The 25,919-nt window shown below is 63.0% G+C and carries 22 protein-coding genes; 6 read left to right on the forward strand and 16 right to left on the reverse strand.

From position 1 onward, the window contains the following. Positions 1 to 58: 58 nt before the first annotated feature. The gene (locus tag IFT80_RS08900; protein ID WP_192059734.1) at positions 59 to 1,462 is read right to left on the reverse strand and encodes a purine-cytosine permease family protein; all 1,404 of its coding nucleotides are present in this window, start codon (positions 1,460 to 1,462) and stop codon (positions 59 to 61) included. A 236-nt stretch (positions 1,463 to 1,698) separates the two neighbouring features. Here IFT80_RS08900 and IFT80_RS08905 point away from each other — a divergent pair, with 236 nt between their 5' ends. Both IFT80_RS08905 and IFT80_RS08910 read left to right on the forward strand, forming a co-directional pair. After that, positions 1,699 to 2,184 carry a flavin reductase family protein gene (locus IFT80_RS08905; protein ID WP_122477673.1) on the forward strand — a complete coding sequence of 162 codons (486 nt, stop codon included), beginning with the start codon at positions 1,699 to 1,701 and terminating at the stop codon, positions 2,182 to 2,184. A gap of 72 nt (positions 2,185 to 2,256) precedes the next feature. Further along, positions 2,257 to 3,294: an LLM class flavin-dependent oxidoreductase gene (locus tag IFT80_RS08910; protein ID WP_122477671.1), complete on the forward strand. Its 1,038-nt coding sequence runs from the start codon at positions 2,257 to 2,259 to the stop codon at positions 3,292 to 3,294. Between the two features lie 43 nt (positions 3,295 to 3,337). Here IFT80_RS08910 and IFT80_RS08915 read toward each other — a convergent pair whose 3' ends face one another. Together IFT80_RS08915 and hmpA are read right to left on the reverse strand one after the other, a co-directional pair. After that, entirely contained in the window at positions 3,338 to 4,405 is a 1,068-nt protein-coding gene (locus IFT80_RS08915) for an NAD(P)H-dependent flavin oxidoreductase (protein WP_244652375.1), read from the reverse strand. A 70-nt stretch (positions 4,406 to 4,475) separates the two neighbouring features. Continuing rightward, positions 4,476 to 5,663: an NO-inducible flavohemoprotein gene (hmpA, locus tag IFT80_RS08920; protein ID WP_192137336.1), complete on the reverse strand. Its 1,188-nt coding sequence runs from the start codon at positions 5,661 to 5,663 to the stop codon at positions 4,476 to 4,478. Positions 5,664 to 5,787: 124 nt separating this feature from the next. Here hmpA and norR point away from each other — a divergent pair, with 124 nt between their 5' ends. Then, positions 5,788 to 7,374 carry a nitric oxide reductase transcriptional regulator NorR gene (gene norR / locus IFT80_RS08925; RefSeq protein WP_192137338.1) on the forward strand — a complete coding sequence of 529 codons (1,587 nt, stop codon included), beginning with the start codon at positions 5,788 to 5,790 and terminating at the stop codon, positions 7,372 to 7,374. 57 nt (positions 7,375 to 7,431) lie between these two features. Here norR and umuC read toward each other — a convergent pair whose 3' ends face one another. Together umuC and IFT80_RS08935 are read right to left on the reverse strand one after the other, a co-directional pair. Next, the gene (gene umuC, locus IFT80_RS08930) at positions 7,432 to 8,709 is read right to left on the reverse strand and encodes a translesion error-prone DNA polymerase V subunit UmuC (RefSeq protein ID WP_192137345.1); all 1,278 of its coding nucleotides are present in this window, start codon (positions 8,707 to 8,709) and stop codon (positions 7,432 to 7,434) included. After that, on the reverse strand, positions 8,696 to 9,124 hold the full coding sequence (locus tag IFT80_RS08935) for a LexA family protein (RefSeq protein ID WP_122477662.1): 429 nt from the start codon (positions 9,122 to 9,124) through the stop codon (positions 8,696 to 8,698). Before IFT80_RS08935 ends, umuC begins: the two co-directional genes overlap by 14 nt. Positions 9,125 to 9,219: 95 nt before the next feature. Here IFT80_RS08935 and IFT80_RS08940 point away from each other — a divergent pair, with 95 nt between their 5' ends. Beyond that, on the forward strand, positions 9,220 to 9,918 hold the full coding sequence (locus IFT80_RS08940) for an SOS response-associated peptidase family protein (protein ID WP_192137347.1): 699 nt from the start codon (positions 9,220 to 9,222) through the stop codon (positions 9,916 to 9,918). Positions 9,919 to 9,942: 24 nt separating this feature from the next. Here IFT80_RS08940 and IFT80_RS08945 read toward each other — a convergent pair whose 3' ends face one another. After that, a complete protein-coding gene (locus tag IFT80_RS08945) occupies positions 9,943 to 12,300 on the reverse strand; it encodes a glycoside hydrolase family 65 protein (RefSeq protein ID WP_192137349.1) in 2,358 nt (785 codons plus the stop codon). A 148-nt stretch (positions 12,301 to 12,448) separates the two neighbouring features. Next, positions 12,449 to 13,468 carry a UV DNA damage repair endonuclease UvsE gene (gene uvsE / locus IFT80_RS08950; protein WP_192137351.1) on the reverse strand — a complete coding sequence of 340 codons (1,020 nt, stop codon included), beginning with the start codon at positions 13,466 to 13,468 and terminating at the stop codon, positions 12,449 to 12,451. A gap of 255 nt (positions 13,469 to 13,723) precedes the next feature. Between uvsE and lldD the strand changes: the two genes are divergently transcribed. Then, entirely contained in the window at positions 13,724 to 14,857 is a 1,134-nt protein-coding gene (lldD, locus tag IFT80_RS08955; protein ID WP_122477655.1) for an FMN-dependent L-lactate dehydrogenase LldD, read from the forward strand. 10 nt (positions 14,858 to 14,867) lie between these two features. Here lldD and IFT80_RS08960 read toward each other — a convergent pair whose 3' ends face one another. The 4 genes from IFT80_RS08960 to IFT80_RS08975 form a co-directional block, all read right to left on the reverse strand. Next, entirely contained in the window at positions 14,868 to 15,326 is a 459-nt protein-coding gene (locus tag IFT80_RS08960; RefSeq protein WP_192137352.1) for a YfcE family phosphodiesterase, read from the reverse strand. 326 nt (positions 15,327 to 15,652) lie between these two features. Further along, the gene (locus IFT80_RS08965; RefSeq protein WP_122477651.1) at positions 15,653 to 16,054 is read right to left on the reverse strand and encodes an ExbD/TolR family protein; all 402 of its coding nucleotides are present in this window, start codon (positions 16,052 to 16,054) and stop codon (positions 15,653 to 15,655) included. A gap of 1 nt (position 16,055) precedes the next feature. Continuing rightward, entirely contained in the window at positions 16,056 to 16,781 is a 726-nt protein-coding gene (locus IFT80_RS08970; protein WP_122477649.1) for a MotA/TolQ/ExbB proton channel family protein, read from the reverse strand. A gap of 80 nt (positions 16,782 to 16,861) precedes the next feature. After that, positions 16,862 to 17,671, reverse strand: coding sequence for an energy transducer TonB (locus IFT80_RS08975; protein WP_122477647.1), 810 nt, complete (start codon positions 17,669 to 17,671; stop codon positions 16,862 to 16,864). Between the two features lie 473 nt (positions 17,672 to 18,144). On the opposite strand from IFT80_RS08975, the gene IFT80_RS08980 reads away from it, so the two are divergent. Beyond that, on the forward strand, positions 18,145 to 19,245 hold the full coding sequence (locus IFT80_RS08980; RefSeq protein ID WP_192137354.1) for a sigma-54 interaction domain-containing protein: 1,101 nt from the start codon (positions 18,145 to 18,147) through the stop codon (positions 19,243 to 19,245). A 157-nt stretch (positions 19,246 to 19,402) separates the two neighbouring features. Here IFT80_RS08980 and IFT80_RS08985 read toward each other — a convergent pair whose 3' ends face one another. Genes IFT80_RS08985 through IFT80_RS09005 form a run of 5 tightly spaced genes read right to left on the reverse strand, consistent with a single transcriptional unit; the run spans position 19,403 to position 25,895 of the window. Next, positions 19,403 to 20,623: an acyl-CoA dehydrogenase family protein gene (locus tag IFT80_RS08985; protein WP_192137356.1), complete on the reverse strand. Its 1,221-nt coding sequence runs from the start codon at positions 20,621 to 20,623 to the stop codon at positions 19,403 to 19,405. A gap of 46 nt (positions 20,624 to 20,669) precedes the next feature. Further along, on the reverse strand, positions 20,670 to 22,382 hold the full coding sequence (locus tag IFT80_RS08990) for a dipeptide ABC transporter ATP-binding protein (RefSeq protein WP_122477644.1): 1,713 nt from the start codon (positions 22,380 to 22,382) through the stop codon (positions 20,670 to 20,672). After that, complete coding sequence (locus tag IFT80_RS08995) at positions 22,379 to 23,242, reverse strand: ABC transporter permease (protein ID WP_192137358.1); 864 nt, start codon at positions 23,240 to 23,242, stop codon at positions 22,379 to 22,381. The genes IFT80_RS08990 and IFT80_RS08995 overlap by 4 nt, the downstream gene beginning before the upstream one ends. Then, positions 23,239 to 24,231, reverse strand: a complete 993-nt coding sequence (locus tag IFT80_RS09000) for an ABC transporter permease (protein ID WP_192137359.1) — start codon at positions 24,229 to 24,231, stop codon at positions 23,239 to 23,241. Before IFT80_RS09000 ends, IFT80_RS08995 begins: the two co-directional genes overlap by 4 nt. Further along, positions 24,228 to 25,895, reverse strand: coding sequence for an ABC transporter substrate-binding protein (locus IFT80_RS09005; RefSeq protein WP_192137361.1), 1,668 nt, complete (start codon positions 25,893 to 25,895; stop codon positions 24,228 to 24,230). Before IFT80_RS09005 ends, IFT80_RS09000 begins: the two co-directional genes overlap by 4 nt. Positions 25,896 to 25,919 lie beyond the last annotated feature (24 nt).

Below are 25,919 nucleotides of genomic sequence, written 5' to 3' on the forward strand. Positions count from 1 at the left end.
CGCAAAAGGCCCCGAGTGATCGGGGCCTTTTTGCAGGTGCTGTTTCTGTCGGTTCGAACTACTTGGCGTATCCGGCGCGTACCCGCTCTGCGCGCTGTTGCTTGCGCGTGGCCAGGCAGTAGAACAGTGGGCAGGTCACCACGATGCCGACCAGCCAGGAGAGGTCGGCACCTTCGACCAGGTGGGCGTAGGGGCCGACATACAAGGCGGTGTTGGCGAACGGCAGCTGCACGGCAATGCCACAGGCGTAGGCGATGATCGCGTGCCAGTTGAAGCGCCCGTACTGCCCGCCGTCGGCGGCGAAGATCGACTCGATGTCGTAGTTGCCGTATTTGATCAGGTAGAAGTCGATCAGGTTGATGGACGCCCAGGGCACCAACACCAGCAGCAGTGCCAGGATCAAGCCGATGAAGTCCTGGATGAAGTCACCCGAGGCGCCCACCGCCACCAGACAGCAGCCACTCAACACCAGCGCCGACAGCACGATGCGTACTTTCACGCTGGGCGTCCAGTGGGCCACGAACGTCTGCACGGCGGTGACGATGGCCAGGACCGCGCCGTACAGGTTCAGGGCGTTGTGGCTGATGATGTTGAGCAGGAACAGCAGCATCAGCAGCGGGCCCAGCGCCCCGGTGGCCTGCGCCACAGCAGTCATCGCTTCGGTGCCCGGCGGCGTTGCGAGCACCACCACCGCGCCGAAACTGAACGACAGGATGGTCCCCAGGGTGGCACCGGCATAGGTGGCCCAGAACGGTTTGGCGATGCCGATATCGGTCGGCAGATAGCGCGAGTAATCCGATACGTAGGGCGAAAAGCTGACCTGCCAGATCACTCCCAACGACACCGTGGCGATGAACCCCGCCAGGGTGAAGCCACCACGGGTAAGGAAGTCGACCGGCAACGGCTGGCTGAACACATAGGCGAATCCGGCGAGCAGTGCGCCGCCCATCACCCAGGTACCGATCTTGTTCAAGGTATGGATGAACCGGTAGCCCAGCACACCAATGGCGGTGGCGGCCAAGGCGCCGATCACGCTGCCTACGGGCAGGGAGATCGGCTCGACCATCGAGTGGATCGACTTGCCGGCCAGCACGATGTTGGAGATGAAGAAGCCGACATAGATCAATGCGGCGAAAAACACGATCAGCAGCGCGCCGAAGCGGCCGAACTGTCCGCGGCTCTGGACCATCTGCGGAATGCCCAGCCGCGGCCCCTGGGCCGAGGACAAGGCGATGACCAGCCCACCCAGGCAGTGCCCGAGCACGATGGCCAGCAACCCCCAGGCGAGGTTGAGGTTGAACACCTGTACCACCATGGCGCCGGTCACGATCGGCAGGGGCGCAATGTTGGTGCTGAACCACAGTGTGAACAGGTCCCGAGCCCGCCCATGGCGCTCGGTGGAAGGGACCTGCTCGACGGTGTAGCTCTCGATCAATGGGTCTTGCGATGTACGCTCGGACATAGTCTTTCACTCGAGTCTGTTGTTGTTCTTGTAGGAATCCGGATCGATGCAACGACCCGCTTCTGATAGACAGACCATATTACGGTATACCAAGAAAAGGCAAGTGGATCGCTCAGTCCCGCCACCCCAAGCCGTTGCCAGTTGTGTATCTGGCGACTGAAATTCAGGGTTGCACAAACATTTCTTTGGTATACCATCAGACCAACAAATATTCGAATAAACGAGAGGTGCCTTTGATGATCGATGCCGAAATCTACAAACAAGTCATGGGCTCGTTTCCCTCTGGCGTGACCGTGATCACCACGCTGGACGACGAAGGCCAACTGGTCGGCATGACCGCCAGTGCCTTCAGCTCGCTGTCGATCGATCCGGCCCTCGTGCTGTTCTGCCCCAACTACAAAGCCGACTCCTACCCCCACTTGATTCGCAGCAAGCGCTTCGCCATCCATCTGCTTTCCAGCGACCAGCAGGCCGAAGCCTACGCCTTCGCCAGCAAAGGCAAGAACAAGGCCGACGGGATCGAGTGGAGCATGAGCGCTCTGGGTAATCCGGTACTCAAGAATGCCATTGCGGTCATCGAGTGCGAACTGTGGCGCGAGTACGAGGGTGGTGACCACGCAATCATGGTTGGCGCGGTGAAGAATCTGCTGGTACCCAGCGCCCCGCAAAGCCCGCTGGTCTACTGCCGCGGCAAAATGGGCGCCCTTCCCGCTTTCGCCTGACACTCCCATACCCAGGCTGCGGCAAGCCCCCGGCCGGGACGAATCACCGCCAACAGATCCGAGGTAGGCAAGATGAAATTTTCGCTGTTCGTACACATGGAGCGCTGGGACGACAAGACCAGCCACCGGCAACTGTTCGAAGACCTGACCGAACTGACCCTGATGGCCGAAAAAGGCGGGTTCAGCACGGTATGGATCGGCGAGCACCACGCCATGGAGTACACCATCTCCCCGAGCCCCATGCCGCTGCTGGCGTATCTGGCCGGCAAGACCACCACCATCCATCTGGGCGCCGGTACCATCATCGCGCCGTTCTGGCACCCGCTGCGTGTTGCAGGCGAATGCGCACTGCTGGATGTGATCAGCAACGGGCGCATGGAAGTCGGCCTGGCTCGCGGCGCCTACCAGGTCGAATTCGACCGCATGGCCGGTGGCATGCCGGCCAGCAGTGGCGGCAACGCCCTGCGCGAAATGGTGCCGGTGGTGCGTAAACTGTGGGAAGGCGACTACGCCCATGATGGCGAGATCTGGAAGTTTCCCACCTCAACCAGCGTGCCGAAGCCGATCAAGACGCCACCGATGTGGATCGCCGCGCGCGACCCCGACTCGCACAACTTCGCCGTCGCCAACGGCTGCAACGTCATGGTCACGCCGTTGATGAAGGGCGACGAGGAAGTGGTCGATCTCAAGAACAAGTTCGAAACGGCGTTGGCGAACAACCCGGACGTACCTCGCCCGCAACTGATGGTGCTGCGTCACACCCACGTTCACGCCAGTGACGACCCCGACGGCTGGAAGGTCGGCGCCACGGCGATCTCGCGCTTCTACCGCACCTTCGACGCCTGGTTCGGCAACAAGACCACCCCGGTCAACGGCTTCCTGGAACCCAGCCCGGAATCCAAGTTCGCCGAGCGCCCCGAGTTCGAACTGGAGAACATCCGCAAGAACACCATGATCGGCACGCCCGAACAAATCATCGCGCGCATCAAGTACTACCAGGAACTGGGCGTCGACGAGTTCAGCTTCTGGTGCGACAACAGCCTGCCCCATGCAGAAAAGAAGAAGTCGTTGGAGCTGTTCATCAATGAGGTGGTGCCAGCGTTTCGATAAGCTTGAAGCGTCAGTGAAAGAACCGGGCACTTGCCCGGTTTTTTCATGAATGACTGAAGCGAGAGGCCGCCTGCATTTCTTCGACAAGGGCCTGAACGAGCCTTTGCGCAGGCAGCTCCCTGGCCAGCGGTGCGCCCTGACCCGCCCACTGGGCTGCAAAATCGTGGCATCCCTTGGCGCTGGCCGCTGCATGCAGGGCTTTGGCAACATCGTAGGCCAACGGGTACTCGGCTGGCATGGGGACGCTGTCGGTTCCGGACTCCAGGTACAGACGATTCGGAATCCCGCGGGCCGGTCGGCCCGATACATAGCTGGTAACCCGTGTCTGACTCGCCTTCGCGCTTTTCAGCGCCTGCCGGTGCTCTGGGGTTGCACACGACTCCGGACACAAAATGAAAGCCGTTCCCAGCTGACAAGCACTTGCGCCGAGCATCAGCGCTGCATTTATCCCGGCACCATCCATGATCCCGCCGGCGGCAATGACCGGCAGATCCACGGTTTCAACGATGATGCGCAACAGCGCGAACAGGCCCATCTGCTGGTCTTGTCCGAACCCATCATCGAACACCCCCCGATGCCCGCCGGCTTCGTACCCTTGGGCAATGATGGCCTGAACGCCTGCGCGCTCCAGCTGCTGTGCTTCGGCCAACGTCGTTGCGCAACCGATGACGCAGATACCCGCCGACTTGAGCTCATCGATCCACTGCACAGGCGGCGCGCCGAAATGAAAGCTGACGACCGACGGTTTTTCTTCGACGAGCATCTCGAGCATGGCTCGATCATCGACGAAGCTTTTGTAGATTTCTTTCAAGACCGGCGGAGGTGCAGCGTCGAACTCGGGAAAGAAACTTGAAAGATACTGCAGCCACGCATCGTTTCTGGCGTGGTCGAACGCAGCCGGGCGATGGCAGAACATGTTGACGTTGAAGGGCTTGTGGGTGAGCGCCCTGGTCTGCCGGATCAACTCACGCCCCTGCTCTGGCGTACTGGCCCCCAGACCGATGGAGCCCAATGCACCGGCATTGGAAACAGCTGCTGCCAATTGCGGCGTCGAGACACCTACCATGGGCGCTTGAACGATCGGATGCGTGATCCCCCATTCGGACAGCATGTCGGGTTTCGGCATTTCTCATCCCTCCTCTCGATTGGTCGTGCCGGTTAGCGATCCGACCTGACCAGTGCTAGACCAACGCCTCTGCAGGTCCGAAAAACTCATAATGCGCCTGACCGTCCGGTACGCCCATGTCTCGAAGCGTTCGCTTCATGAATGCCATGAACGGTTTGGGGCCGAGAAAGTAGGCATCCACGTTGCGGTCAGCGGGCAACCATTGCTGCAGCTGCTCTATCGAAGGCATGCCGACGGCATCAGGCTGCGCCCCTGCATCGGTACTGGCCTCGTTGTAAACGATGTAGGCCCTGAACTGCGGGAAACGTTGCTGCCATTCACGAAGCTGGTCTCTGAACGCTTGAGCCTGGGCATTTTTTGCATAGTGGATGAATACCACAGGACGATCACCTGCCTGCAGCGCAGTTTCACCCATAGCGATCGTCGGCGTGATACCCACCCCGCCACTGATCAGCACCAATGGCTTGGTACCTTCTGCAAGCGTGAAGTTGCCGGAAGGTGGAAAGAGCTCGAGCACTGACCCAGCGATAATCTGGTCGTGCAGATAATTGGAAGCCACACCACTGGGCTCGCGCTTGACACTGATGCGCAGCCCCACCCCCGAGGATGGCGCCGACAGCGAGTAACTGCGCCGGCACTCGTTCCCATCGATGTTCAGGCGCAGGCTGATGTACTGGCCCGGTTCATGCGCAATGACGGGTTCGCCATCGACCGGTTCCAGGTAGAACGAGGTGATCTCGCTGCTTTCAGGCACCTTGCCGGCGACCCGGAACATGCGCCCGCCGCGCCACCCACCGGGTGCGGCGGCGACGTTTTCGTACACCTGTTCTTCAGCACTGATCAAAATGTCGGCCAACTGCTGATAGGCTGCCGCCCATGCTGCTATCACTTCATCAGTGGCGATTTCTTCACCCAGCACTTCACGAATCGCGCGCAACAGGCAAGCACCCACGATCGGGTAGTGCTCGGGAAGAATCTGCAGCGCAACGTGCTTGTTGACGATCTGGCTTGCCAGCGGTCCCAGGTTTTCCAGACGATCGATGTTGCGGGCATACATCAGCACACCGTTCGCGAGCGCCCGAGGTTGCGAGCCGTTTGCCTGATGCGCCTGATTGAACAAAGGCCTGACCTCTGGATGGCCATCCAGCATGATGTTATAGAAATGCGTAGCCAGTGCCTCACCCCCCGTTTCCAGCAGGGGGATGGTCGCTTTGATGATGTCGCGCTGAGCTTGAGTGAGCATGTGAACTCCGGATGCAGATGGGTGCTATCTTCATAGCAACCGCTATGCCATACAGAAAATCCAATAAAATCAGTCCTTCATCTATTCTTAAGAGTCTTTTAGACTCGGTTAAAAAGACCCAAATATGAAAGGCAAGGTCATTTCGACTCAGTCATCACGGGCTCTCCAGGCGCTTCTCCCGCTGCTGAGCGATCTCACTGCGGAGATCAGCGCAGAATACCGTTACCAGCGTGTGCTCGATGCGCTTCGCGAATTGGTACCCACCGATGCCGTCGCCATCCTGCGCCTCGAAGATCACGTTCTGATACCCGAAGCCGCCCATGGGCTGGCGGTGGATGCCATGGCGCGACGGTACCCGGTGGACAGCCATCCGCGCTTGAAAGCGATCGTCGAGGCACCGGGAGCGATATTGTTTGCGCCCGACTGTCCTTATCCGGACCCCTACGACGGCCTGATCGGCGCCAGCGCGTTGCCTGTGCACGACTGCATGGGCTGCGCCCTGCGCATCAACGAGAAAATCTGGGGTGTTCTGACCCTGGACGCGCTGAACGTGGGTCAATTTTCCGAGGACGATCTGCAGACGGTGGAAACCTTCGCGCGCCTGGCCGCCGCTACGGTGGTGGCCGCCGGGCATTTCGACGAGCTGATGCGCACTCTCGAGGGCGAACGCAAGCGAGCCGATGCCTACCGACTGGCCCACCAGGGCGGACCTCAACGGATGATCGGTACCAGTGAGGCATTCAAACAGTTGCTGGGAGAAATCGACCTGGTGGCGCCCAGCGAGCTGACCGTACTCATTACTGGTGAAACGGGCGTTGGCAAAGAACTGGTGGCGCGTCGGCTCCACAGCCACTCTCACCGTGCCGACAAGCCGATGATCAGCGTCAACTGCGCCGCCTTGCCGGAACACCTTGTCGAAAGCGAACTGTTCGGTCACGTCAAAGGCGCGTTTTCAGGCGCCGTCGAGAACCGCCTCGGCAAATTCGAGATGGCCAGTGGGGGCACGCTCTTCCTCGATGAAATCGGCGAGCTGCCGCTGTCGGTGCAGGCCAAGCTGCTGCGGGTGCTGCAAGGCGGTGATGTGCAGCGCGTGGGCTCCGACCGTTCACACGTGGTGGATATTCGTTTGCTGGCCGCGAGCAACCGCGACTTGGCCGAAGAGGTTCGGACAGGTCGATTTCGTGCCGACCTCTATCATCGTCTGACCGTGTACCCGTTGCGCGTGCCGCCACTGCGAGAGCGCAAGGAGGACATCCTTCTTCTGGCAGGCGCGTTCGCCGAGGAAAACCGGTACCGCATGGCACTGCCTCCGGTGCGGTTCGCCGCCCCAGCCAAACAGGCGCTCGGGCAATACGCCTGGCCGGGGAATGTTCGCGAGCTGGAGCACCAGATCGCCAGGGCCGTGTTGAAGGCGAAAAAGCGGGGTTCCGGTTCAGCCCGTAAAGACATGCTCGTTCTGCTGGCAGACGATTTCGACCTTCCGACCACCGCCAGAGTCCTGGAAACCGAGCCCGCGCGTTCAAGCGATTCCGTTCGGTCGATGCCCCTCGACTACAAGGCCGCCGTTGATGACTACAAGAAAGAGCTCCTGGAAAACGCATTGATGCAGCACCGAGGCAATATCACCGCTGCTGCCAAGAGCCTCGGCCTGGATCGCGCCAATCTGGCAAGGCTTGCGGCTCGGCTGGGTGTCAGCGTTCGGCGCGTCTAGGAACGACACCGGCCACCTCATCGTTTGCCGCGCCCAACTACAGGCGCGATGGAACGCTCACCCCCTGACCGTCCACAGCTGCTCGAGCTGCGTCGTATAGCTCTGGCTCATCATCTCCCTACGCATGCCCCAGTCCGGGTTGGTCGGCACCGCTGCTGGGCGCAGCGTGCCCCTGCCCCAGCGACCGTTGACCTGGTCGAGCACCTGCATCAGCCGCTCGGCGGCGGCCGGTTGCGCGCTGGCGAACAGGTCGTCGGTGAACTCGCCGCGCTGACACAGGCCCAGCAAGAGTATTTCCGCTTTGCTGTAGGTGAAGCCGCTGCGAAAGATGAATTCCAAGCCCTGCACCGCCGCCTTGGTCAACAGGCGTACATCGTCGGTGGGGTATGGCAGCTGCACCACCACGCCGTTGGCGTACTTGGCTTCCAGCGGGTTGAGCATGCCGGTGCGCACGCTTACGCGCAGCTGCCGACACAACGAATGCTGCGCCCGCAGTTTTTCCGAAGCGCGCATCACGTAGCTGGCCACCGCCTCGCGGATCGGCGCGATCTCGGTCAGGCGCTTGCCGAACATCCGGCTGCAGCAGATTTCCTGCTTGGGCGGATCGGGGTCTTCGAGCGCCAGGCAGGGCGTGCCGCCCAGTTCACGGGCGGTCTTTTCGATCACCACGCTGAACCGGCTGCGCAACAGCGCAGGGTCGGCGCAGCTCAGGTCCCAGGCGGTAGCGATGTTCATGCCTTGCAGGTGTGCGCTCATCTTGCGCCCGATGCCCCACACATCACTCACCGGGGTGACTTTCAACAGACGATCGCGGCGTCCCGCCTCGCGCAGGTCGAGCACGCCGCCCAGCTGTTTATGCCATTTCTTCGCGGCATGATTGGCCAGCTTGGCCAGGGTCTTGGTACCGGCGATACCCACGCCTACCGGGATGCCAGTGCGCCGGTAGACCTGTTCGCGAATGTCTCGGCCCAGGGCGTCCAGGTCCTGATGCATGCCGGTGAGGTCGGCGAACGCTTCGTCGATGCTGTAGACCTCAAGGGCCGGCACCATGGACTCGATGATGCACATCACCCGTTCGCTGATATCACCGTATAGCGCGTAATTGGAGGAAAACGCCACGATGCCATGCTGGCGCAGCAGGTTCTTGATCTGGAAATACGGCGAGGCCATTTTCACCAGCGCCTTGGCTTCGGCGGACCGAGCGATCACGCAGCCATCGTTGTTGGACAGGACCACGATCGGGGTCTTCGCCAGGTCCGGGCGAAACACCCGCTCGCAGCTGGCGTAGAAGCTGTTGCAGTCGATCAGGGCGAAGACCGGCTCATTCCTTTTCATGGGCGCGTACGCTGAAGGTGACCACGCCCCAGATCAGCAATTCGTCGCCTTCCATGATGTAGCGCGGCGGGTAATCGCGATTGGCCGACTTGAGGATCACCTCGCGACCGCGCTTGTGCAGGCGCTTGCACACCGGTTCGCTGTTCACCGCCGCGATGACGACATGGCCGTGCTCGGCCTCGATCGAGCGATCCACGATCACCAGGTCGCCGCAGAAAATCCCGGCGCCCTGCATGCTGTCGCCCTGGATGCGCACCAAATAGATGTGCGGTGCGCGGATTTCAAGCAGCTCGTCCAGCGAGATGCGCTGTTCCATGTGGTCGGCCGCAGGCGAGGGAAAACCGGCCGGGACCTTGAACGAATACAGCGGATGCGCGGTGCTGCCCTGGGCGAGCGGGCCAAGAATGGTGATCATGGGATTGCCTGGTATTGATACTGTACGAATATACAGTTAACTTTGTAAGAACCTCGAGGTCAACCAAAGACCGCGACAATCTGACGGAGAACACCATGTGTGGTCGCTACTCGATGTACGAAGCGATGGAGGTCTATCTGCGCGAGTTGGCCCCGCGTCAGCAGGTCATCAGCTATGTCGACCCACAGCCGCAGGCACGCTACAACATTGCGCCGACGCAGCGCGCCCTGGTACTGCAGGGTACTGAGCAAGGCTTGCTGATCGATTCGGTGAAATGGGGCTGGGCGCCGTTCTGGGCTCAGGGCAAGCGCCCTGCCCCGATCAACGCCCGGGTCGAAACCGTGGCCACCGGCAAGTTCTTCAAGCAACTGTGGCCCAATGGGCGTGTGTTGGTGCCGGCCAACGGCTGGTACGAGTGGGTCAAGGATGCCGACGACCCGAAAAAGAAGCAGCCGTGGTTCATTCATCTTGCGGACGAGACGCCGATGTTCTTCGCCGCCCTGGCGCAGGTCACGCCTGGGCTTGAGCCTGGTGAAGGTGATGGCTTCGTGATCATCACCGATGCCAGCAATGAAGGCATGGTCGATATCCACGATCGCCGCCCCGTGGTGCTGGCACCGGAGCAGGCGCGGGAATGGCTGGAAGCCGACGTGAGTGCCGAGCGCAGTCTGGAGATCGCCCAGCATGAAGGCCGGCCGGTGGCCGACTTCCGATGGCATACGGTGAGCAAGGCCGTTGGCAATGTGCGCAACCAGGGTGCGGAGCTGATTGCGCCCATTGATGAGGCGTCCTGATGCCGTGCTCGCCGCCTGCTGAACTCAGCCGCTGACGTTGACCGACGAGCCGGGGTCGAGCTGTTCCGTGCCCAGCGCGTGGATCAAGGTGATTGCTCGGGTCGACAACTCACGCAAGTGCACGGTGATCACTTCATCGATACGCGTCACATCCACCCACTGCCCATGAAACTGCACTGCCAGGCTGACGTCGCCCAGACCGGGCGGTGGCGCCGGGAACACCCGCAGCCCTTCCACGGCCGGACACACACCCAGGTAATGTCGCTGCATGACGTCCAAGGCGCCGGACATGGCTGCCAGGTGGACGCCTTCGCGCACGCCGCTGTCGGGCTTGGCGTCCAGATCGGTGCGCAGGCAGTGCTGGTAGTACATCCACGAGGCATCACTGTCGGTATGAGCCAGCGCACCGGCGCAGACGGTTTTAGACAGGCTCGACTCATGAAAGACGTGGCCCAGGTGATAGTCCATGGTGCGCCGCGCGATGTCGTCGTCGAACGGGTAGCGCAAGCGGGCGAACAGGGCGTGCAACTGCTCATTGGACAACAGGTAGAACAGCATGAGGGTGTCGGCCTGCTTGCTGACCTGATAGTGGTCGCAATGATCACCGCGGGCTTCGAGCATCCAGTCCAGGCGTGGGTTGTCCTCGCTTTTCCACTCATCCGGGGCGGGCTGCAATCGTTCGAAGCCCTCGAATTGGTCGAGCACACCGTCGGCAGTGAATGGCAAGAACATGTTGCGGCTGACATGTTCCCAGTGCGATGCCTCGTCGGGACGCAGTGCCAGGCGTTCGACGAGGTCTTCGCGCAGCGCCGTCGGCAATCGCTGCAGCACGTCCAGTGCACGGCACAGCGTCCACACTGCCATCAGGTTGGTGTAGGCGTTGTTGTCCAGGCCCGGTTGCTCGGCATGGGGATAGGCGTTGTGGTATTCGTCGGGGCCGATCACGCCTTCGATGACGTAGCGCTGCCGGGATTCGTCGAAGCGCGCCACGCTGGCCCAGTAGCGCGCGACCTCGATGATCAGGTCGCCGATCTTTCCGGCCAGTTGCTGTTCGTCACCGGTGGCCAGGTACAGCGTCCAGGCGTCATAGGCCACGGCCGAGCCGATGTGACGCTGCAGGTGCGTCGGGTCGGGCACCCAATGGCCGGAAAGTGGGTAGTACTGGAACGGCGGGGTCTGTTCCTCGCCATCGTGGGCGCTGCGCCACGGAAACATTGCGCCGGAACAGCCCAGCCGAGCGGCCCGGCGCCGCGCTGCCGGCAGACGCGCATGGCGATAGTCGAGCAACGAGCTGGCCAGCTGCGGACGGTGGGTGGCGAACAACGGAAAGGCGAACAGCTCGTCCCAGAACACCTGGCCGAAGTAGCCCTCCTGCCAGCCGCGCGCCGGAAACCCCAGGTCATGGCTCATGCTCAGTGGAGAAACCGTCTGCTGGATATGCCAGCCGGCGAACTGCAGGGGGTGGTCGACAGCCGGATCGGCAACGCGGATGCGCCCGTATTCCCACGTGTCCTGCCACGCCTGCTCATGGGCAGCCAGCAATTGCGCATGGCTGGCGTCGGGCAGTGCCGCCATGCTGCTCGACAGTCCGTGAAACTCGTCGTCGACTTGAACGATGACACGCTTTTCCAGTACCAGCGGGCCGTGCTCGGGCCACTCGACATCAGCTTCCTGCACCAGACGGTCGTCCGCCACTTGCCCCTGCCACTGGCACGGGGCGCAGGTCTGCACGGCCACGGCGACCTTGCGCGACGAGTCATCGAGGGTCGCCACGACCCCTGCCCGACCATCTACCAGGTGTTCCCAGCGATGGCTGTGCAAACGGCGCCCTTCGTAGTCACGGTCGCGTTCGATCAGATAATTGCTGCGGCTGTTGTCCAGCGTCGTACGCACGCGCAGGCCGGTCAGCGGTTTCTGGGCACGCAGCTCCCAGCGCAGCACCGCCAGTTGTGCATTGGCGAGGCTGACGAAACGGGTCTCGACGAGTTCGACCGGAACATCGTCCAGCAGCAACGACAGCCGACGGGTCAGAACACCGCGCTGCATGTCGACATGCTGGTGATAGGACTGCAGGGTGTCCGGCCCAAGCTCTAACCACGGCTGGTGATTGAGCGACAGCGTCAAGCCGAAGGGGTCTGGCAGGTTGACCAACGCCGCGGTATGGGTGGTGGTGCCGTTGACCTGGCGTGCGGCATCGTCGTACCAGCCCGCCCGGTACAGGCCGGGGTAATGCCCTTCGGGCTGTGGCACGGCGCAGGCCTCGGGCGAACAGGCGCGCCACGAGATCACGCCGTTGGCCAGGGTGAACAGCGCTTCGCGGCGCTGTTCGTCGTCGAGGTCGAAATGGTCGAAGGCCAGGGAATGGGTCGGGCGATCCTTCATGGGCGTTGCCCACGAGCGTGCAACGGGGCGAGAGCGGTAACCGGCGTAAGCGTCATGCAAGGATTCCTCGAGTGTGCAGGCGTCGATAGTCCTCAATGCAGACCCATGCCGAGGCTCTAGGTTCGGCCTCTTGGGGGGTGCGCAGTGGTTACATCATGTAACGCCGATGGAACTCCAGGGTGGCCTGATTCTTGTGCTTGGCCTCGAACATGATGTCGAAGCGCTCGAGAAACTGCAGCGCGTAGAGGTTGGTCCAGTGGTTCCACATAAGCTCGCTGTGGCCATACAGGTCGCGCTTGGACACCACCTGCAGCAGCGTTTGCATCTCCAGCTTCTGCTCGGCGCTGAAGCCCAGTTCCTGCAGGCGCTCCTGGGGCTGCGAGTAATGCATCACCGGGCGCACGCCGCGCCAGCTGTCGATGATGCGGTCCACGCGGGGATCGTTCGGGTCGATGTAGTCGTTCTCGTTGATCCAGCAGTGGTGGATATCCAGCACCACGGGCGCCAAGTCGGCGAGCTGCAAACAGTCGTCGACGCCGTAGGTTTTCTCTTCGTTCTCGAAGGTGATGCAGTGGCGCGCCACGCTGGACAAGCGCGGCCAGATCGCGCGGATGCCTTCGGCGCCAAGGCGACCGGCGATGTGCACGTTGCACTTGAAGTCCTGGAACTGCACACCGTAACCCATCATGCGGATCATGTCGGCGTGGTACTCGAATTCCGCCAGGCTGTTTTCCACCACCGGTGGCTTGTCCGAGCCCAGCACGCAGAACTGGCCGGGATGGAAAGACAGGCGGATGCCTGAATCGCGTGCCAACTGGCCCATGGCCGCGAAGCGTTCGGCCAGCCACGCCTGGCGCTCGGGCTGCTGGTAGAACGCCGCCACCTGCGGGTGGCTGTAGAACGGCAGCAGGTCGCTGCTCAGGCGCAGCATGCGCATGGCTTCGGGCAGTTGCGCCACATAGTCGAGCAGTTGCAGTTGCGCCTGCAGGTTGTGGCGGACGACCTCTTGAAGCTTTTCGTGAGCCACTTGCGTGGCGACGCTGTTCATCCAGCGCAAGGTGGTGGTGCGGGGGTTGTAGGCGCCCTCGATGAGCTTCAATTCGGCGAGGGTCAGGGCGCGGATCGCGTGTCGGTATTGGCAGGCGAAGCCGATGCGGGGAGTGTTCATTCGAATAAGAGCCTGGCATTCAAGTAGGTAGGTCATAGACAACCGCAGCCAGCGTTCCTCTCTCCTTACCGCTACACAGCCGGGCAAATTGACAGACGCCCTGTGCCACTCTTAATCTGTAGCCAATACATTGTAAATTGGTATTACCAATTCAGCTTGCTCCTGGCAGATCTCCAACAACAATCAGGGAATCCGACCCATGCCAACGAACAGTTCAGTCTGCGCCGTTCTTCACGTCCGGGAGATGGCGCGCCCATGATCATTTCTGCCTCTACCGATTATCGCGCCGCGGCGCAGCGCCGCTTGCCGCCGTTCCTGTTCCACTATATCGACGGCGGCGCTTACGCCGAGCACACCTTGCGACGCAACGTCAGTGACCTGGCGGACATCGCCCTGCGTCAGCGGGTGCTGCGCAACATGTCCGAGCTGAGCCTGGAAACCCAGCTGTTCGGCGAGACTCTGGCCATGCCGGTGGCGCTTGCGCCCATCGGCCTGTGCGGCATGTTCGCCCGTCGTGGCGAGGTGCAGGCGGCCAAGGCGGCGGATGCCAAGGGCATTCCGTTCACCCTGTCGACGGTATCGGTCTGCCCCATCGAAGAGGTCGCACCGGCCATTACCCGGCCGATGTGGTTTCAGCTGTATGTGCTCAAGGACCGCGGCTTCATGAAGAACGCCCTGGAGCGCGCCCGCGCCGCCGGGGTGAAGACGCTGATCTTCACCGTGGACATGCCGGTGCCCGGCGCTCGCTACCGCGATGCGCACTCGGGCATGAGCGGCGCCAACGGGCCGATGCGGCGCATGTGGCAGGCCGTCACGCACCCGGCGTGGGCCTGGGACGTTGGCCTGCACGGTCGTCCGCACGATCTGGGCAATATTTCCACCTACCGCGGCAATCCCACCGGGCTTGCCGACTACATCGGTTGGCTGGGGAGCAACTTCGATCCGTCGATTTCCTGGAAGGATCTGGAGTGGATTCGTGAGTTCTGGGACGGGCCGATGATCATCAAGGGCATTCTGGATCCCGAGGACGCACGCGACGCCGTGAGCTTCGGTGCCGACGGTATCGTGGTGTCCAACCATGGCGGGCGTCAGCTCGACGGCGTGCTGTCCAGCGCACGGGCCTTGCCGGCGATTGCCGATGCGGTGAAGGGCGATCTGGCAATCCTGGCCGATTCGGGGATTCGCAGCGGGCTGGACGTGGTACGGATGATCGCGCTGGGGGCCGACACGGTGCTGCTGGGTCGGGCATTCATCTACGCCCTGGCGGTGGCCGGGGGCGCGGGTGTGAGCAATCTGCTGGGATTGATCGAGAAGGAGATGCGGGTGGCCATGGTGCTGACCGGGGCCAAGTCGATCAGCGAGATCGGTTCGGATTCGCTGGTGCGTTGAGCGATAGGCATCACGGCAGCAGGTGGACCAGTTGCGGGTGCACCGCGTCGGGCTGGACGTCGAGCACCATCAGCGTGACGGGCAGCTTGAAGCGGCGACGGCCGGCACTGCCGGGGTTGATGTACAGGCACTCGCCGCGCCACTGGATCAGCGGTTTGTGCGAATGACCGGTGATGACCAGGCGTGTGTCTTCGCGCAGCGCCGCGGGTACATCGGCGATGTCGTGTACCAACAAGGTGGGCCAGCCTTCTAGCTCGAAATGCAGTACCTCGGCGAGCGAGTCGGCCCAGGTCATGCCGACGTCGTTGTTGCCCGACACCACTTGCACCGGGGCAATCGCGGAGAGTTGCTGGACGATGTCGCCCTTGCCGATATCGCCGGCATGAACGATGCGCTCGCAGCCCTGCAATGCCGCCACCGCTTCGGGCCGCAACAGGCCGTGCGTGTCGGAAATGATGCCTACTTTCACTGTCGATATCCTGGGTGAGCTGTGCGGATCTGGACTGTGATCTACCTGGGCAGGTTCCCCCAAGATCATCCATCGACCGCAAAACCTACCGCAATCCTGCCGATACTGCGCAGTGAGCCCTTCGCGGCCGGTGACCGCTCCTACGGGGGATCCGACACTTCCGTAGGAGCGGTCAGTGGCCGCGAACAGACGCTGCGGTGTGTCAGGTATCCTGCATTCAGCCCTTCGCGGCCGCTGACCGCTCCTACGGGGGATCCAATACCTTTGTAGGAGCGGTCAGTGACCGCGAACAGACGCTGCGGTGTGTCAGGTACAGGGGGATAACACTACTTGGCAGTGATCACCGCCAATTTGGTGATGCCCGCCTTTTCGATGGAGGCCATGGCCCGGGCCACTTCGCCGTAGTTGACGCCATCATCGGCCTGCAGCTGCACCCGCACATCAGGATCCTTCTGCCGGGCGTTCTGCAGGTTGACCTGAAGCAGGTCCGGCTGGATTTCGTCCTTGTTGATGAACAGCTTCCCCTGCCCGTCGATGCTGACCACCAGCGGATCCTTCTGCTCGGCAGGCGCCACCGCTTCGGTCTTGGGCAGGTTGATCGGGATCGAATTGGTCAGCAACGGCGCGGTGACGATGAACACCACCAACAACACCAGCATGACATCCACCAGCGGCGTCACGTTGATCTCGCTGAGCACTTCGTCCGTGTCCTGAGTCGAAAAGGCCATGTCAGGATGCCTCCTTCACTTTGTGGCCGGAAGCCGCAGCACCACTGCGAGCCAACGCCGGATGTTGCAGTACGCGGAAGGAGTGCTTCTGCGCCAGGCTGTAGAAGTCATGGGCGAAGTCATCGAGGTCTGCCGCGGTCAGCTTCAGGCGCCGCAGGAAATAGTTGTAGACCAGCACCGCCGGCACCGCGACGGCAATCCCCACGCCGGTCGCCACCAAGGCTGCGCCGATGGGACCTGCCACGGTTTCCAGACTGGCCGAACCGGCTGCGCTGATGCCCTTGAGCGCCGACATGATCCCCCACACCGTGCCGAACAAGCCGATGAAAGGCGAGGTGCTGCCGATGCTGGCCAGTACCGCAAGGCCAGTCTCCAGCGAGCGCCGCTCACGCACGATTTGCTGACGCAGGGCACGCTCCAGCCGATCCTGATGATTGATGGCCTGGCTCAGATCGGTGTGCGCCTGCTCGTTGACCTGAATGGCGGCATAGCCCGACTGTGCGACACGGGCCGCTGCACCGGGTTGTTCCTGCGCCAGGTGGGCGGCCGAATCGAGGCTGGAAGCGGCCCAGAACTGCTTGTGAAACTTGCGATCCTGGCCCTTGAGCCGGGCGAACTGCAGCCCTTTGAGCAAGGCCAGGCCCCAGGTGGCAACGGAGAACAGGATGAGCAGCCAGATGACCGAGTGCTCGACGGAAGTGAATGGCGATTCTGTCAGAAGATTCATGGTGAGGCTCTCTGTGGCAAGGCAATAAGTAATGCGACGCGCCTTTGGTCAGGTAGCCCGCTTGGTGCAAGAAAAGTTGTTCAGCGCAGTTTGAAATCGATCGGCACACTGACCCAGCCGTCGACTGGGTCGGAGCCCCGTTTGGCCGGGACGAAGCTCCAGCGTTTCACCGCTGCCAGCGCAGCGTCGTCCAACTGGGTGCGACCACTGCTGGTCTGTACCTGAACCTCGCTGGGCTTGCCGCTGGCCAGCACGTGAACGCGCAATAGCACGGTCCCTTCCCAGTTGCGACGCATGGCCAGGGCCGGATACTCGGGCGCCGGATTGTGCAGGTAGCCGGCATTGGCCGAGGCCGGTGTCACCGGTTGCGGCGCAGGGGGTGCAGGCGGCGTGGGCGGCGTCGGTGCGGCCACGGATTGCGGCGGCGCAGGCGGTTGCACGACCGGTTTGGGCGCAGGCTTTGGCACCGGCTTCTTGACCACGGGCTGAGGCTTTGGCTTGGGCGGCGGTGGTGCTGGCTTGGCCGCCAATTCATCCTCGACAGGCGGTGGCGGTTCGACAACCGGTGCGACCGGCTCGGGCGGTGGCGGCGGCGTCTCCACCACCGGCGGTGGCGCTGGCTGCGAAAACTCGATCGTCATGGGTGGGATTTCCGGCGGCACTGTAGGCAGCGCCGGTGTCGGGGTCTGACTGATCCAATAGATCACCGCCCCATGCAGCACCAGCGCGAACACCCCCAGCAGCACGCCCTCGCGACGACCGAGGATACGCTTCGGCGCACGTTGCAGACGCAGCTCGCCCAAGGGCTCGCGGAACACCCGGCCCAGGTCGAGCACATCGCCGGGTACCGGATGCCACCGCACCTCCAGGGCGGCCTTGAGGTTATTCATCAGTTACTCCTGTTGACGGGTGATCGTGAAGAAACAAGTCCAATCGGCCTCTTCGGCGGGCGAATGATGGTCAAACTCGACGGGTTCGAAAAGTAATTGTTTGTTATCCCAAACTGCCTATCTGACATAAGGGAAAGTTTGTGATTTAGCGCGTGCAATTCACTGTTGACTGCAGAACAGCTGAACAACTTAGCTGTTGCGCAGGCAACAACGGGTTGATTCGAGAAATATTCATTTCTCCAGCAGAATTAACCAGTTGCGCTCTACCGACAACGACCTTGCAAGCCGAGCAGGTGCATCGACGGACTGTCACGTTTTTTACGTCACGACATAAGCTAATGCTCATAAGGTATTTAACGATCGTTTTTTATATCCTTTAGTATCCCCTTCAGTGTCGCAGTGGCTGCCCAGGCAGCGCAGATGTGGCTTTAGATCGACTCATTCTTTTTACTCTGCACTTTGAAGGCGTCGCCATGCAGCTTTTGACACTCCCCCCATCGCCCGCCCTCGCCACCTCCATTCGCGCCACTGCCCAGGTGTTCGAAGACCCGAAGTCCAGGGCCTTGCTGGCGCATCTGGAGCAAGTCGCGCCCAGCGAGGCGAGCGTGCTGATCATCGGTGAAACCGGCACCGGCAAAGAGTTGGTCGCGCGCCATATCCACAACCTCAGTGGGCGGCGTAACAAGCCGTTCGTGGCCGTCAACTGCGGAGCGTTTTCCGAGTCGCTGGTGGAAGCCGAGCTGTTCGGTCACGAAAAAGGCGCTTTCACCGGCGCGCTGACAGCCAAAGCCGGATGGTTCGAGGAGGCCAACGGCGGGACTCTGTTTCTCGATGAAATCGGCGACCTGCCGATGCCCATCCAGGTCAAGTTGCTGCGCGTACTGCAAGAGCGCGAAGTGGTACGCCTGGGTTCGCGCAAGAGCATCCCCATTGATGTTCGGGTATTGGCGGCGACCAATGTGCTGCTGGAAAAAGCCATCAATGCCGGCAACTTTCGCGAGGATCTTTATTACCGGCTGGACGTGGTCAGCCTGGAGCTGGTGCCACTGCGCGAAAGGCCCGGCGATATCATCGCGTTGACCCGGCACTTCCTCGATGTGTACTGCAAGCGTCTGGGCTACAAACAGGCGACGCTGTCACCCGAGGCTGAGCACAAGCTGCTGCACTACAGCTGGCCGGGCAATATTCGCGAACTCGAGAACGTCATTCACCACACCTTGTTGATCTGCCGCAACGGCGTGATCGAGCGCGACGACCTGCGCCTGTCGAACATGCGCATCGAACGCGCCGATGACAGCCCGGCAGTGGACGATTCGGTGGAGGCTTCACTGGACCGGCTGTTCCAGCGGCTGTTCGACGAGCAGGTCGGTGACCTGCACGAGAAAGTCGAGGAGGCCCTGCTGCGCTCGGCCTATCGTTTCAGCCATTGCAACCAGGTGCACACCGCCAACCTGCTCGGCCTGAGCCGCAACGTGACCCGCACCAGGCTGATCAAGATGGGCGAACTGGCGGTGAACAAAAGGTGTGCTGTTTCCGATCAGCCCGATGCTCGGGTGTTCAGGCTGTCAATCTGAACCAGCCACTCGCGGCCGCTGACCGTTCCTGCATACAGAGAAAACCGTAGGAGCGGTCATCGGCCGCGAAAAGGACGTTGCGGTGTAGCAGGCACTGCGCGGTGAAGCCTTCGCGGCCGCTGACCGCTCCTACGGTGGATGTCGGGTCGACTGTCTTTCAGAACAATCCCGAGGTTGGCGGTGGCGTGCCCTTGAGCTGCCAGGTGCCCACCGCTGCGGCCTTCCAGTCGCGAGGGTTGTGGTTGGCCACCGTGCGGGCATTGCGCCAATGCCGGTCCAGGTTGTGACCACGCCCTGTGGTGGAGGCACCGCCCACATCGAATACCCGTTCCGCCGCCTTGAGCGCGCATTCGGCGGCGATGTATTGCGCCTGCGCGACCTCGATCGCCGCCTCATCCACTGCCGCCGGGTCGAGCCCGGCCCCCCAGGCGCGATCGATCGCTTCGGCGGCCTTGAGCACCAACGCCTCGGCCGTATAGGCGCGCGCTGAAATCTCGCCCACGCTCAACGCAACATACGGATCATCCACCGATTGAGCGGCACTGCTGTGCTTGATCGGACGCGCATGATTGCGCGCAAACGCCACTGCATCGTTCAGCGCATTGCGCGCGATCCCGGCCTGCACCGAGGCCAGGAACAACTGCAGGAACGGCGTCACCAGCGTACGCTTGCCCTCTTCCACCGTGCGTGCGCGTACTTCATGGGCGTACACCTGCACGTTGTCCAGGCGCGTCGTGCCACTGGCGGTCAAGCGTTGGCCCATGGCATCGAAGTCATCCAGCAGCACCAACCCTTCGCGGTCACGGGGCAGCATGAATGACACTGGCTGGTCGTGCTCGTCCAACGCCACCGCGCTGATCCAGTCGGCGTACAGCGACCCGGTGCTGTAGAACTTGCTGCCGTTGGCGCGGTAGTGGTTGCCTTCGCGCACGATGCGCGCACTGATCGCGCCGTTGACACCGCCTACTTCCCATCCGGCATTGCCCAGCACTGCCCCTTGCAGGTAACGGGCGAACCAGAGCTGACGTTCCTGCTCGGCGCCTTCGGCTCGGGACACCAGCAGCCCTTCGATGAAAGCGAAACCTGGCCGCAGCGCTTGAGCCACATTGGAATCTGCCGAAGCGATGCGCACCAGCAGGCCGATGACGTCCTTGACCGAGCCGCCAGGGCCGCCGTAACGAGCGGGAATACGCAGGGTATAGAGCAACGCCTGGGCAATCTGCGCGACGGCCTCGTAAGGCAGTTGACGATCACGTTCGCGCGCCGCGGCGCCGGCAGCGATGTCCGGCAGCAGTTGCTCCGCGCGTGCCAGCAACTGTGCCACGCTCAGCGGCGCTTCGGGTGCAGTGGAAGGGGTGACTTTCGCAGCTTGAGTCATGAACGGTTCCTGTCTTGAAATGGGTGTAAGGAGCAGCGCGACGCCTTCAGATGGCGATCTTCCACAAGCGGGATTCATCGAACAGCAGCACGGCGTTTTCCGGCTCCAGTGGGGGCACCTGCAACGGCACGCCGGCACTGGGCAGCCGTGGCACCGCTCCCAGCAAGCGTTGCGTATACGGGTGCTGTGGCGACTCGAACAACTGCTCGACCGGCGCGTGCTCGACCACCTGGCCATGGCGCATCACCAGCACCTCGTCGCTGACATGGCGGATGACGCCCAGATCATGGGAAATGAACAGGTAGGCCAGGCCCAGCTCGGCTTGCAGGTCAGCGAGCAGATCCAGCACCTGGGCCTGTACCGAGACATCCAGTGCCGATACCGGCTCGTCGCAGACGATGACCTTGGGGTTGCTGGCAATGGCGCGGGCAATCGCCACCCGCTGGCGCTGGCCACCGGACAACTGCAGGGGCCGACGCGCGGCCAGCTCGGCAGGCAGGCGCACCTGTTGCAGCAGGCGGCGGATGTGCGGCGCTTGTTCGGCGGTGACGACGCCGGCCACGTCCAGCGCATCGGCAAGAATCTGCCCGACGTTCCAGCGCGGGTCGAACGAACTGAGCGGGTCCTGATAGATCACGCTGATGTCACGCCGCAGCGCTCGGCGCTGGCTTTCGGCGACCCGTGCGTCGGCGCTGCCGTTCCACGGCTGATCGAGGAAACGCACCTGGCCATCGTCTGTCTCGAGCAGCCCCAGGGCCATGCGCGCCACGGTGGTCTTGCCCGAACCGGATTCGCCGACAATGCCCAGGGTCTGGCCGGCACGCAGTTCGAAATCGACGCCGTCGACCACCTGGCGTACCTGTTGATCAGGCCCTACGTAGCGCTTGCCCAGGCCACGGGCGTGTAACAGCACCGGCTGATCGAGGCACGGCGTGCGGGCGATCGTGGCGGTACGCTCACCTGGGCTGAGCCGAGTGCCACGCGCATGCTCGGCCGGCACCGCATCGAGCAGGCTGCGCGTGTAGGGATGGCGCGGCGCGGTCAGCACCTGATGCATGCTGCCCTGCTCCACCACTTCACCGTGCTGCAGCACCAGTACCTCGTCGGCCAATTGCGCCACCACCGCCAGATCGTGACTGATGATCAGCAACGAACTGCCTTGGGCTTTGATCTCCTGCAGTACCCCGAGAATCTGCGCCTGGACGGTAGCGTCCAGTGCGGTGGTCGGCTCGTCGGCGATCACCAGCCCAGGATCCAGGGCCAGGGCGCTGGCGATCAACGCACGCTGGCGCAGGCCGCCGGACAACTCGCCAGAGCGCTGGCGGGCACGCAGGGCCGGTTCCGGTACGCCGACCCGTTCCAGCAGTTGCAGCACCCGCCCGGCACGGGAGGCACGGTCGCCCCAACCATGGGTCTGCAATACTTCGAGAATTTCCTTGCCGACCGGCCGCAGCGGGTCGAGCGAAACCAAGGCATCCTGCAGCACGAAGCCGATGTCCTTGCCGCGCACCCGACGCCACTGGCGGTCGCTCAAGGCCAGCAGGTCGAGATCGCCATATTGCAGGCGCCGTGCCCGCACCTGCGCGCCCTCCCCGGCCAGGCCGATCAGGCTGCGCGCAGTGACGCTCTTGCCCGATCCGGATTCGCCGACCAAGGCCAGGGTCTTGCCCGGCGGCAAGGTGAACGACAGGTTACGCACCACACTCTGCCCGGCGAACTCGACGCTCAGGCCTTCGACGATCAGCGTCTTGTGGCTCATGTCAGGCGACCCTCCAGGCGTTGTTGCAGATAGCGACCGGCAACGGTGGTCGACAAGGTGGTGAGAACGATGAAGAGCCCGGGGAAAAACGTCAGCCACCAGGCGTTGGCAATGAAGTCGCGGCCCATCGACAGCATGGTGCCCCACTCCGGCGTCGGCGGCCGCGCGCCCAGGCCGAGGAAGCTCAACGCCGAGGCCCAGACGATGGCCTGACCGACGCCCATGGTCAGGGTCACGATCAGTGGGCGCATGGCGTTGGGCAGCAGCTGTCGCCGGATGATGCGGCGAGTCGGGTGGCCCAGGGCGCGCGCCGCTTCGATGTAGCCGGCGTTGCGCACCGCCAGCACCTGGCCACGGACCATCCGCGCATACCCGGGCGCCGCGCCCAGGCCAGTGGCGATGATCAGCGGCCCGATACCGCTGCCGAAAATGGCCACGAACAGCAACGCCAGCACCAGGCTGGGAAAGGCGAACAGCACTTCCAGCAACCAGCCCACGCCGCGGTCGGTGCGCAGCCCGCCCAGGCCGCCCAGCAGACCGAGGGCAATGGCGATGCTCATCGCCAGGGCCGTCGCGGCCAGGCCAACGAACAGCGACAGGCGCGCGCCGTGAATCACCCGTGAATAGATGTCGCGACCGGACTGGTCGGTACCGAACCAATGCGCCCACCCAGGTGGATGAAAGGCGTCGCGCGGGACGATGGCCAGCGGGTCGCCGTGAGCGAACAGCTGCGGTACCAGCGCGGCCACGATCACCAGCGCCAGGAAGGCGATGGACAGGCTTGCACCGAGGTGAATCCGACGCGGTCGACGTTGGCTGCGCAGCGGCAGCGCCGGGCTTTCGAGGGTCAGATCGCTCATGCCAGGGTCTCCTTCTGCCGTGGGTCGATCCACTGGTACACCAGGTCGACGAGAATGTTGGCCAGCACGTAACCGGCGGCTACCACCAGGCTGATGCCGATGGTCAACGGCAAGTCTTGAAGCTGCACCGCCTGATACAACTGACGGCCCAGCCCCCTGCGCGAGAAGATCACTTCGATCACCACGGCACCGCTGATCAGCGCGCCGATCGCCCAGCCCGACAGTGACACCCCCGGCAAGACGGCATGGCGCAGCGCGTGCTTGAAGCGCACTGCCGCGTCGCTCAGGCCACGGGTGCGCGCGGTCAGCACGAAGGGTTGCTCCAGGGTCAGCTCGAGGGATTCGCGGGTGACCTGGCCGATGAACCCGGCCAGCGGTACCGCCAGTGCGATCGTCGGCAGCACCAGGGTCCGCCAGCCGTCGCTGCCTGCCGGTGGGAACAGGCGCAGGCCGAAGGCGAACACCGCCAGCAGCACGATGCCCAGCCAGAAATGCGGAAGGCCCGCGCACAGGGTTTCAGCCAGGGACGCCAGGCGCCCGACCCAGCTGCGGCGACCTGCGCTGAACACGGTCAGGGCCAGCACCAGCAGCCACGCCAGCAGCAGCGCGCTGAGCGTCAGTTCCAGCGTCGCCCCAGCCTGCTCGGCCAGTACCCGTGTGACCGGCATGTGCTGGGAGTAGGAAACGCCCAGGTCGCCTTGCACCAGGCGCAGCAGATACAGCCCGTACTGGACCGCCAGGGGCCGGTCCAGGCCGTACTCGCGGGTGACCTCGGCGATGGTTTCCGGGGTCGGGTTGCCGCTGGGTCCACCCAGAATGGCTTGCACCGGATCGCCCGGCATCAGCCGCAGGGCGAAGAAGGTCAGCGTCGCGACCGCCCATAACACCAGCAGTCCACCGCCCAGGCGCACGGCCGCGCGGCGGCCCAGGCGAAGCAAACGCTGACGGCGCGGGTCCGGCGGCGCGACGGTTACGCGTGTCGTGGTCATTTGTTCACCCAGGCGTCATAGAGGTAGGTCACGGCCAGCGAGGGTTCCAGACGAACCCCCTGGGTCGTCTTGTAGATGCCCAGCCGAGTGCTTTGCGGGTAGGTGGTCAGTTGCAGGTAGTGGCTGGAGGCAACGGCTTGCGCCTGGCGGTACAACGCCTGGCGTTGGCTGGCGTCCTGAGTGGCCAGTGCCTGTTGCACCAGATCGTCGAACTGCAGATCGCTGAAGCCTGCGGAGTTCTGGTGATAGCCGCCGACACCCGCAGGCTGGATGAACGCGCTGCTGAAGATGATCCGCAGCACGTCGGCGGTGTTGGTATTCCAGTAGCCGACGCGGATGTCGTAATCCCAATCGGCCTGGCGCTTGGTCGCCTGCACATCGCTCATCTGCTCCATGATCAGTTCGATGCCGGCCTGCCGCGTGGTGGCCTGAACCTGCTCCCACAAGGTGAATTCCGATGGCGGCGTGCGGTTGCCGAGGATCACCCTCACCTGCAGGCGCTTGCCGTCCTTGAGGCGATAGCCGTCCTCGTCGCGACCGGTCCAGCCGGCTTCGTCGAGCAGTTGTGCCGCACGTGCCGGATGGTAATCCTGGGCGTGTTCGAAGTCGGGGCTGTAGAAGCGCGTGGCGTTGCTCAGCGGACCACCGGCGCGGGGAAACTCGCCGAAGTAGACGCTTTTCAAGGCACCTTCGATGTCGGCGCTGCGCACGAAGGCCTCGCGCACCTTGATATCGTTGAACGGCGCACGGCGGATGTTCAGGGTGCCGTTGGTGGGGTTGCCGGGGCGCTGGGCAATGATCAGTTGCAGGTCCGGGTTGCGCCGCGCCGCTTCGTGGGATTCGGGTGGCAGCGCTTCGATCACGTCCACTTCACCGGCCTGCAGCGACGCGAAACGCACGGACGGCTCCTGGATGAACTTCCAGACGATGCGCTCCAGATACGCGGGCCCCTGGTGCCGGGCCGTGGGCGGCGCCGAGTTGTACTGCGGGTTGCGTTCAAGCACGACCTGGCTTTGACGGTCCCAGCGCACCACCTTGAAGGGGCCGGTGCCTACCGGGCTTTCGCAGTTCACATCACGCGAGCGCAGTAGCGCTTCGGGGGATTCGATGCCGAGAAAACCTTGCGCCAGCACTTCCAGGAATGCCGCGTAGGGTGTGGCCAGGTGCACTTGGGCGGTGTAGCTGTCGAGGACATCGGTGCGCTGGTATTGACGGATGTAGCCGCCCGCGGTGCTCGACTGGGTCTTGGGGTTGGCCATGTGGTCGAGGTTGGCCTTCACCGCCGCGGCGTTGAACGGCGTGCCGTCGGTGAAGCGCACCTCGTCGCGCAGGTGGAAGGTGTAGGTCAGGCCGTCGGGAGAGATCTCCCAGCTTTTCGCCAGCCATGGCCCGATATGACCTTCGGCATCCATCGACACCAGTGAATCGAGGACTTGCTGGGCGAGAAACACTTGCGGCATGTCGCCGGCTACATGCGGGTCCAGGCAGGTCGGCTCGCGGTCGGTGGCATAGATCAACGTGCCGCCGCTGACGGGGGTGTCGGTGCGTGCGGCATTGGTGGGATGGTTGTCGCAACCGCCCAGCAGCAAGCTGACGGCCAACAAACCGGCCCACGCGATACCGCCATGGGGTCTTGCAGAAGAACGCGGATGAATGTCTGGCATGGGTCGGACTGCGCCTTGTGTCGA

This window comes from Pseudomonas sp. CFBP 8771 (assembly GCF_014841695.1).
Lineage (GTDB): Bacteria > Pseudomonadota > Gammaproteobacteria > Pseudomonadales > Pseudomonadaceae > Aquipseudomonas > Aquipseudomonas baltica.

Coding starts and splice junctions, on each gene's coding strand:
- IFT80_RS08900 (WP_192059734.1), bottom strand. CDS start 1,462: ATGTCCGAGCGTACATCGCAAGACCCATTGATCGAGAGCTACACCGTC.
- IFT80_RS08905 (WP_122477673.1), top strand. CDS start 1,699: ATGATCGATGCCGAAATCTACAAACAAGTCATGGGCTCGTTTCCCTCT.
- IFT80_RS08910 (WP_122477671.1), top strand. CDS start 2,257: ATGAAATTTTCGCTGTTCGTACACATGGAGCGCTGGGACGACAAGACC.
- IFT80_RS08915 (WP_244652375.1), bottom strand. CDS start 4,405: ATGCTGTCCGAATGGGGGATCACGCATCCGATCGTTCAAGCGCCCATG.
- hmpA (WP_192137336.1), bottom strand. CDS start 5,663: ATGCTCACTCAAGCTCAGCGCGACATCATCAAAGCGACCATCCCCCTG.
- norR (WP_192137338.1), top strand. CDS start 5,788: ATGAAAGGCAAGGTCATTTCGACTCAGTCATCACGGGCTCTCCAGGCG.
- umuC (WP_192137345.1), bottom strand. CDS start 8,709: ATGAAAAGGAATGAGCCGGTCTTCGCCCTGATCGACTGCAACAGCTTC.
- IFT80_RS08935 (WP_122477662.1), bottom strand. CDS start 9,124: ATGATCACCATTCTTGGCCCGCTCGCCCAGGGCAGCACCGCGCATCCG.
- IFT80_RS08940 (WP_192137347.1), top strand. CDS start 9,220: ATGTGTGGTCGCTACTCGATGTACGAAGCGATGGAGGTCTATCTGCGC.
- IFT80_RS08945 (WP_192137349.1), bottom strand. CDS start 12,300: ATGAAGGATCGCCCGACCCATTCCCTGGCCTTCGACCATTTCGACCTC.
- uvsE (WP_192137351.1), bottom strand. CDS start 13,468: ATGAACACTCCCCGCATCGGCTTCGCCTGCCAATACCGACACGCGATC.
- lldD (WP_122477655.1), top strand. CDS start 13,724: ATGATCATTTCTGCCTCTACCGATTATCGCGCCGCGGCGCAGCGCCGC.
- IFT80_RS08965 (WP_122477651.1), bottom strand. CDS start 16,054: ATGGCCTTTTCGACTCAGGACACGGACGAAGTGCTCAGCGAGATCAAC.
- IFT80_RS08970 (WP_122477649.1), bottom strand. CDS start 16,781: ATGAATCTTCTGACAGAATCGCCATTCACTTCCGTCGAGCACTCGGTC.
- IFT80_RS08975 (WP_122477647.1), bottom strand. CDS start 17,671: ATGAATAACCTCAAGGCCGCCCTGGAGGTGCGGTGGCATCCGGTACCC.
- IFT80_RS08980 (WP_192137354.1), top strand. CDS start 18,145: ATGCAGCTTTTGACACTCCCCCCATCGCCCGCCCTCGCCACCTCCATT.
- IFT80_RS08985 (WP_192137356.1), bottom strand. CDS start 20,623: ATGACTCAAGCTGCGAAAGTCACCCCTTCCACTGCACCCGAAGCGCCG.
- IFT80_RS08990 (WP_122477644.1), bottom strand. CDS start 22,382: ATGAGCCACAAGACGCTGATCGTCGAAGGCCTGAGCGTCGAGTTCGCC.
- IFT80_RS08995 (WP_192137358.1), bottom strand. CDS start 23,242: ATGAGCGATCTGACCCTCGAAAGCCCGGCGCTGCCGCTGCGCAGCCAA.
- IFT80_RS09000 (WP_192137359.1), bottom strand. CDS start 24,231: ATGACCACGACACGCGTAACCGTCGCGCCGCCGGACCCGCGCCGTCAG.
- IFT80_RS09005 (WP_192137361.1), bottom strand. CDS start 25,895: ATGCCAGACATTCATCCGCGTTCTTCTGCAAGACCCCATGGCGGTATC.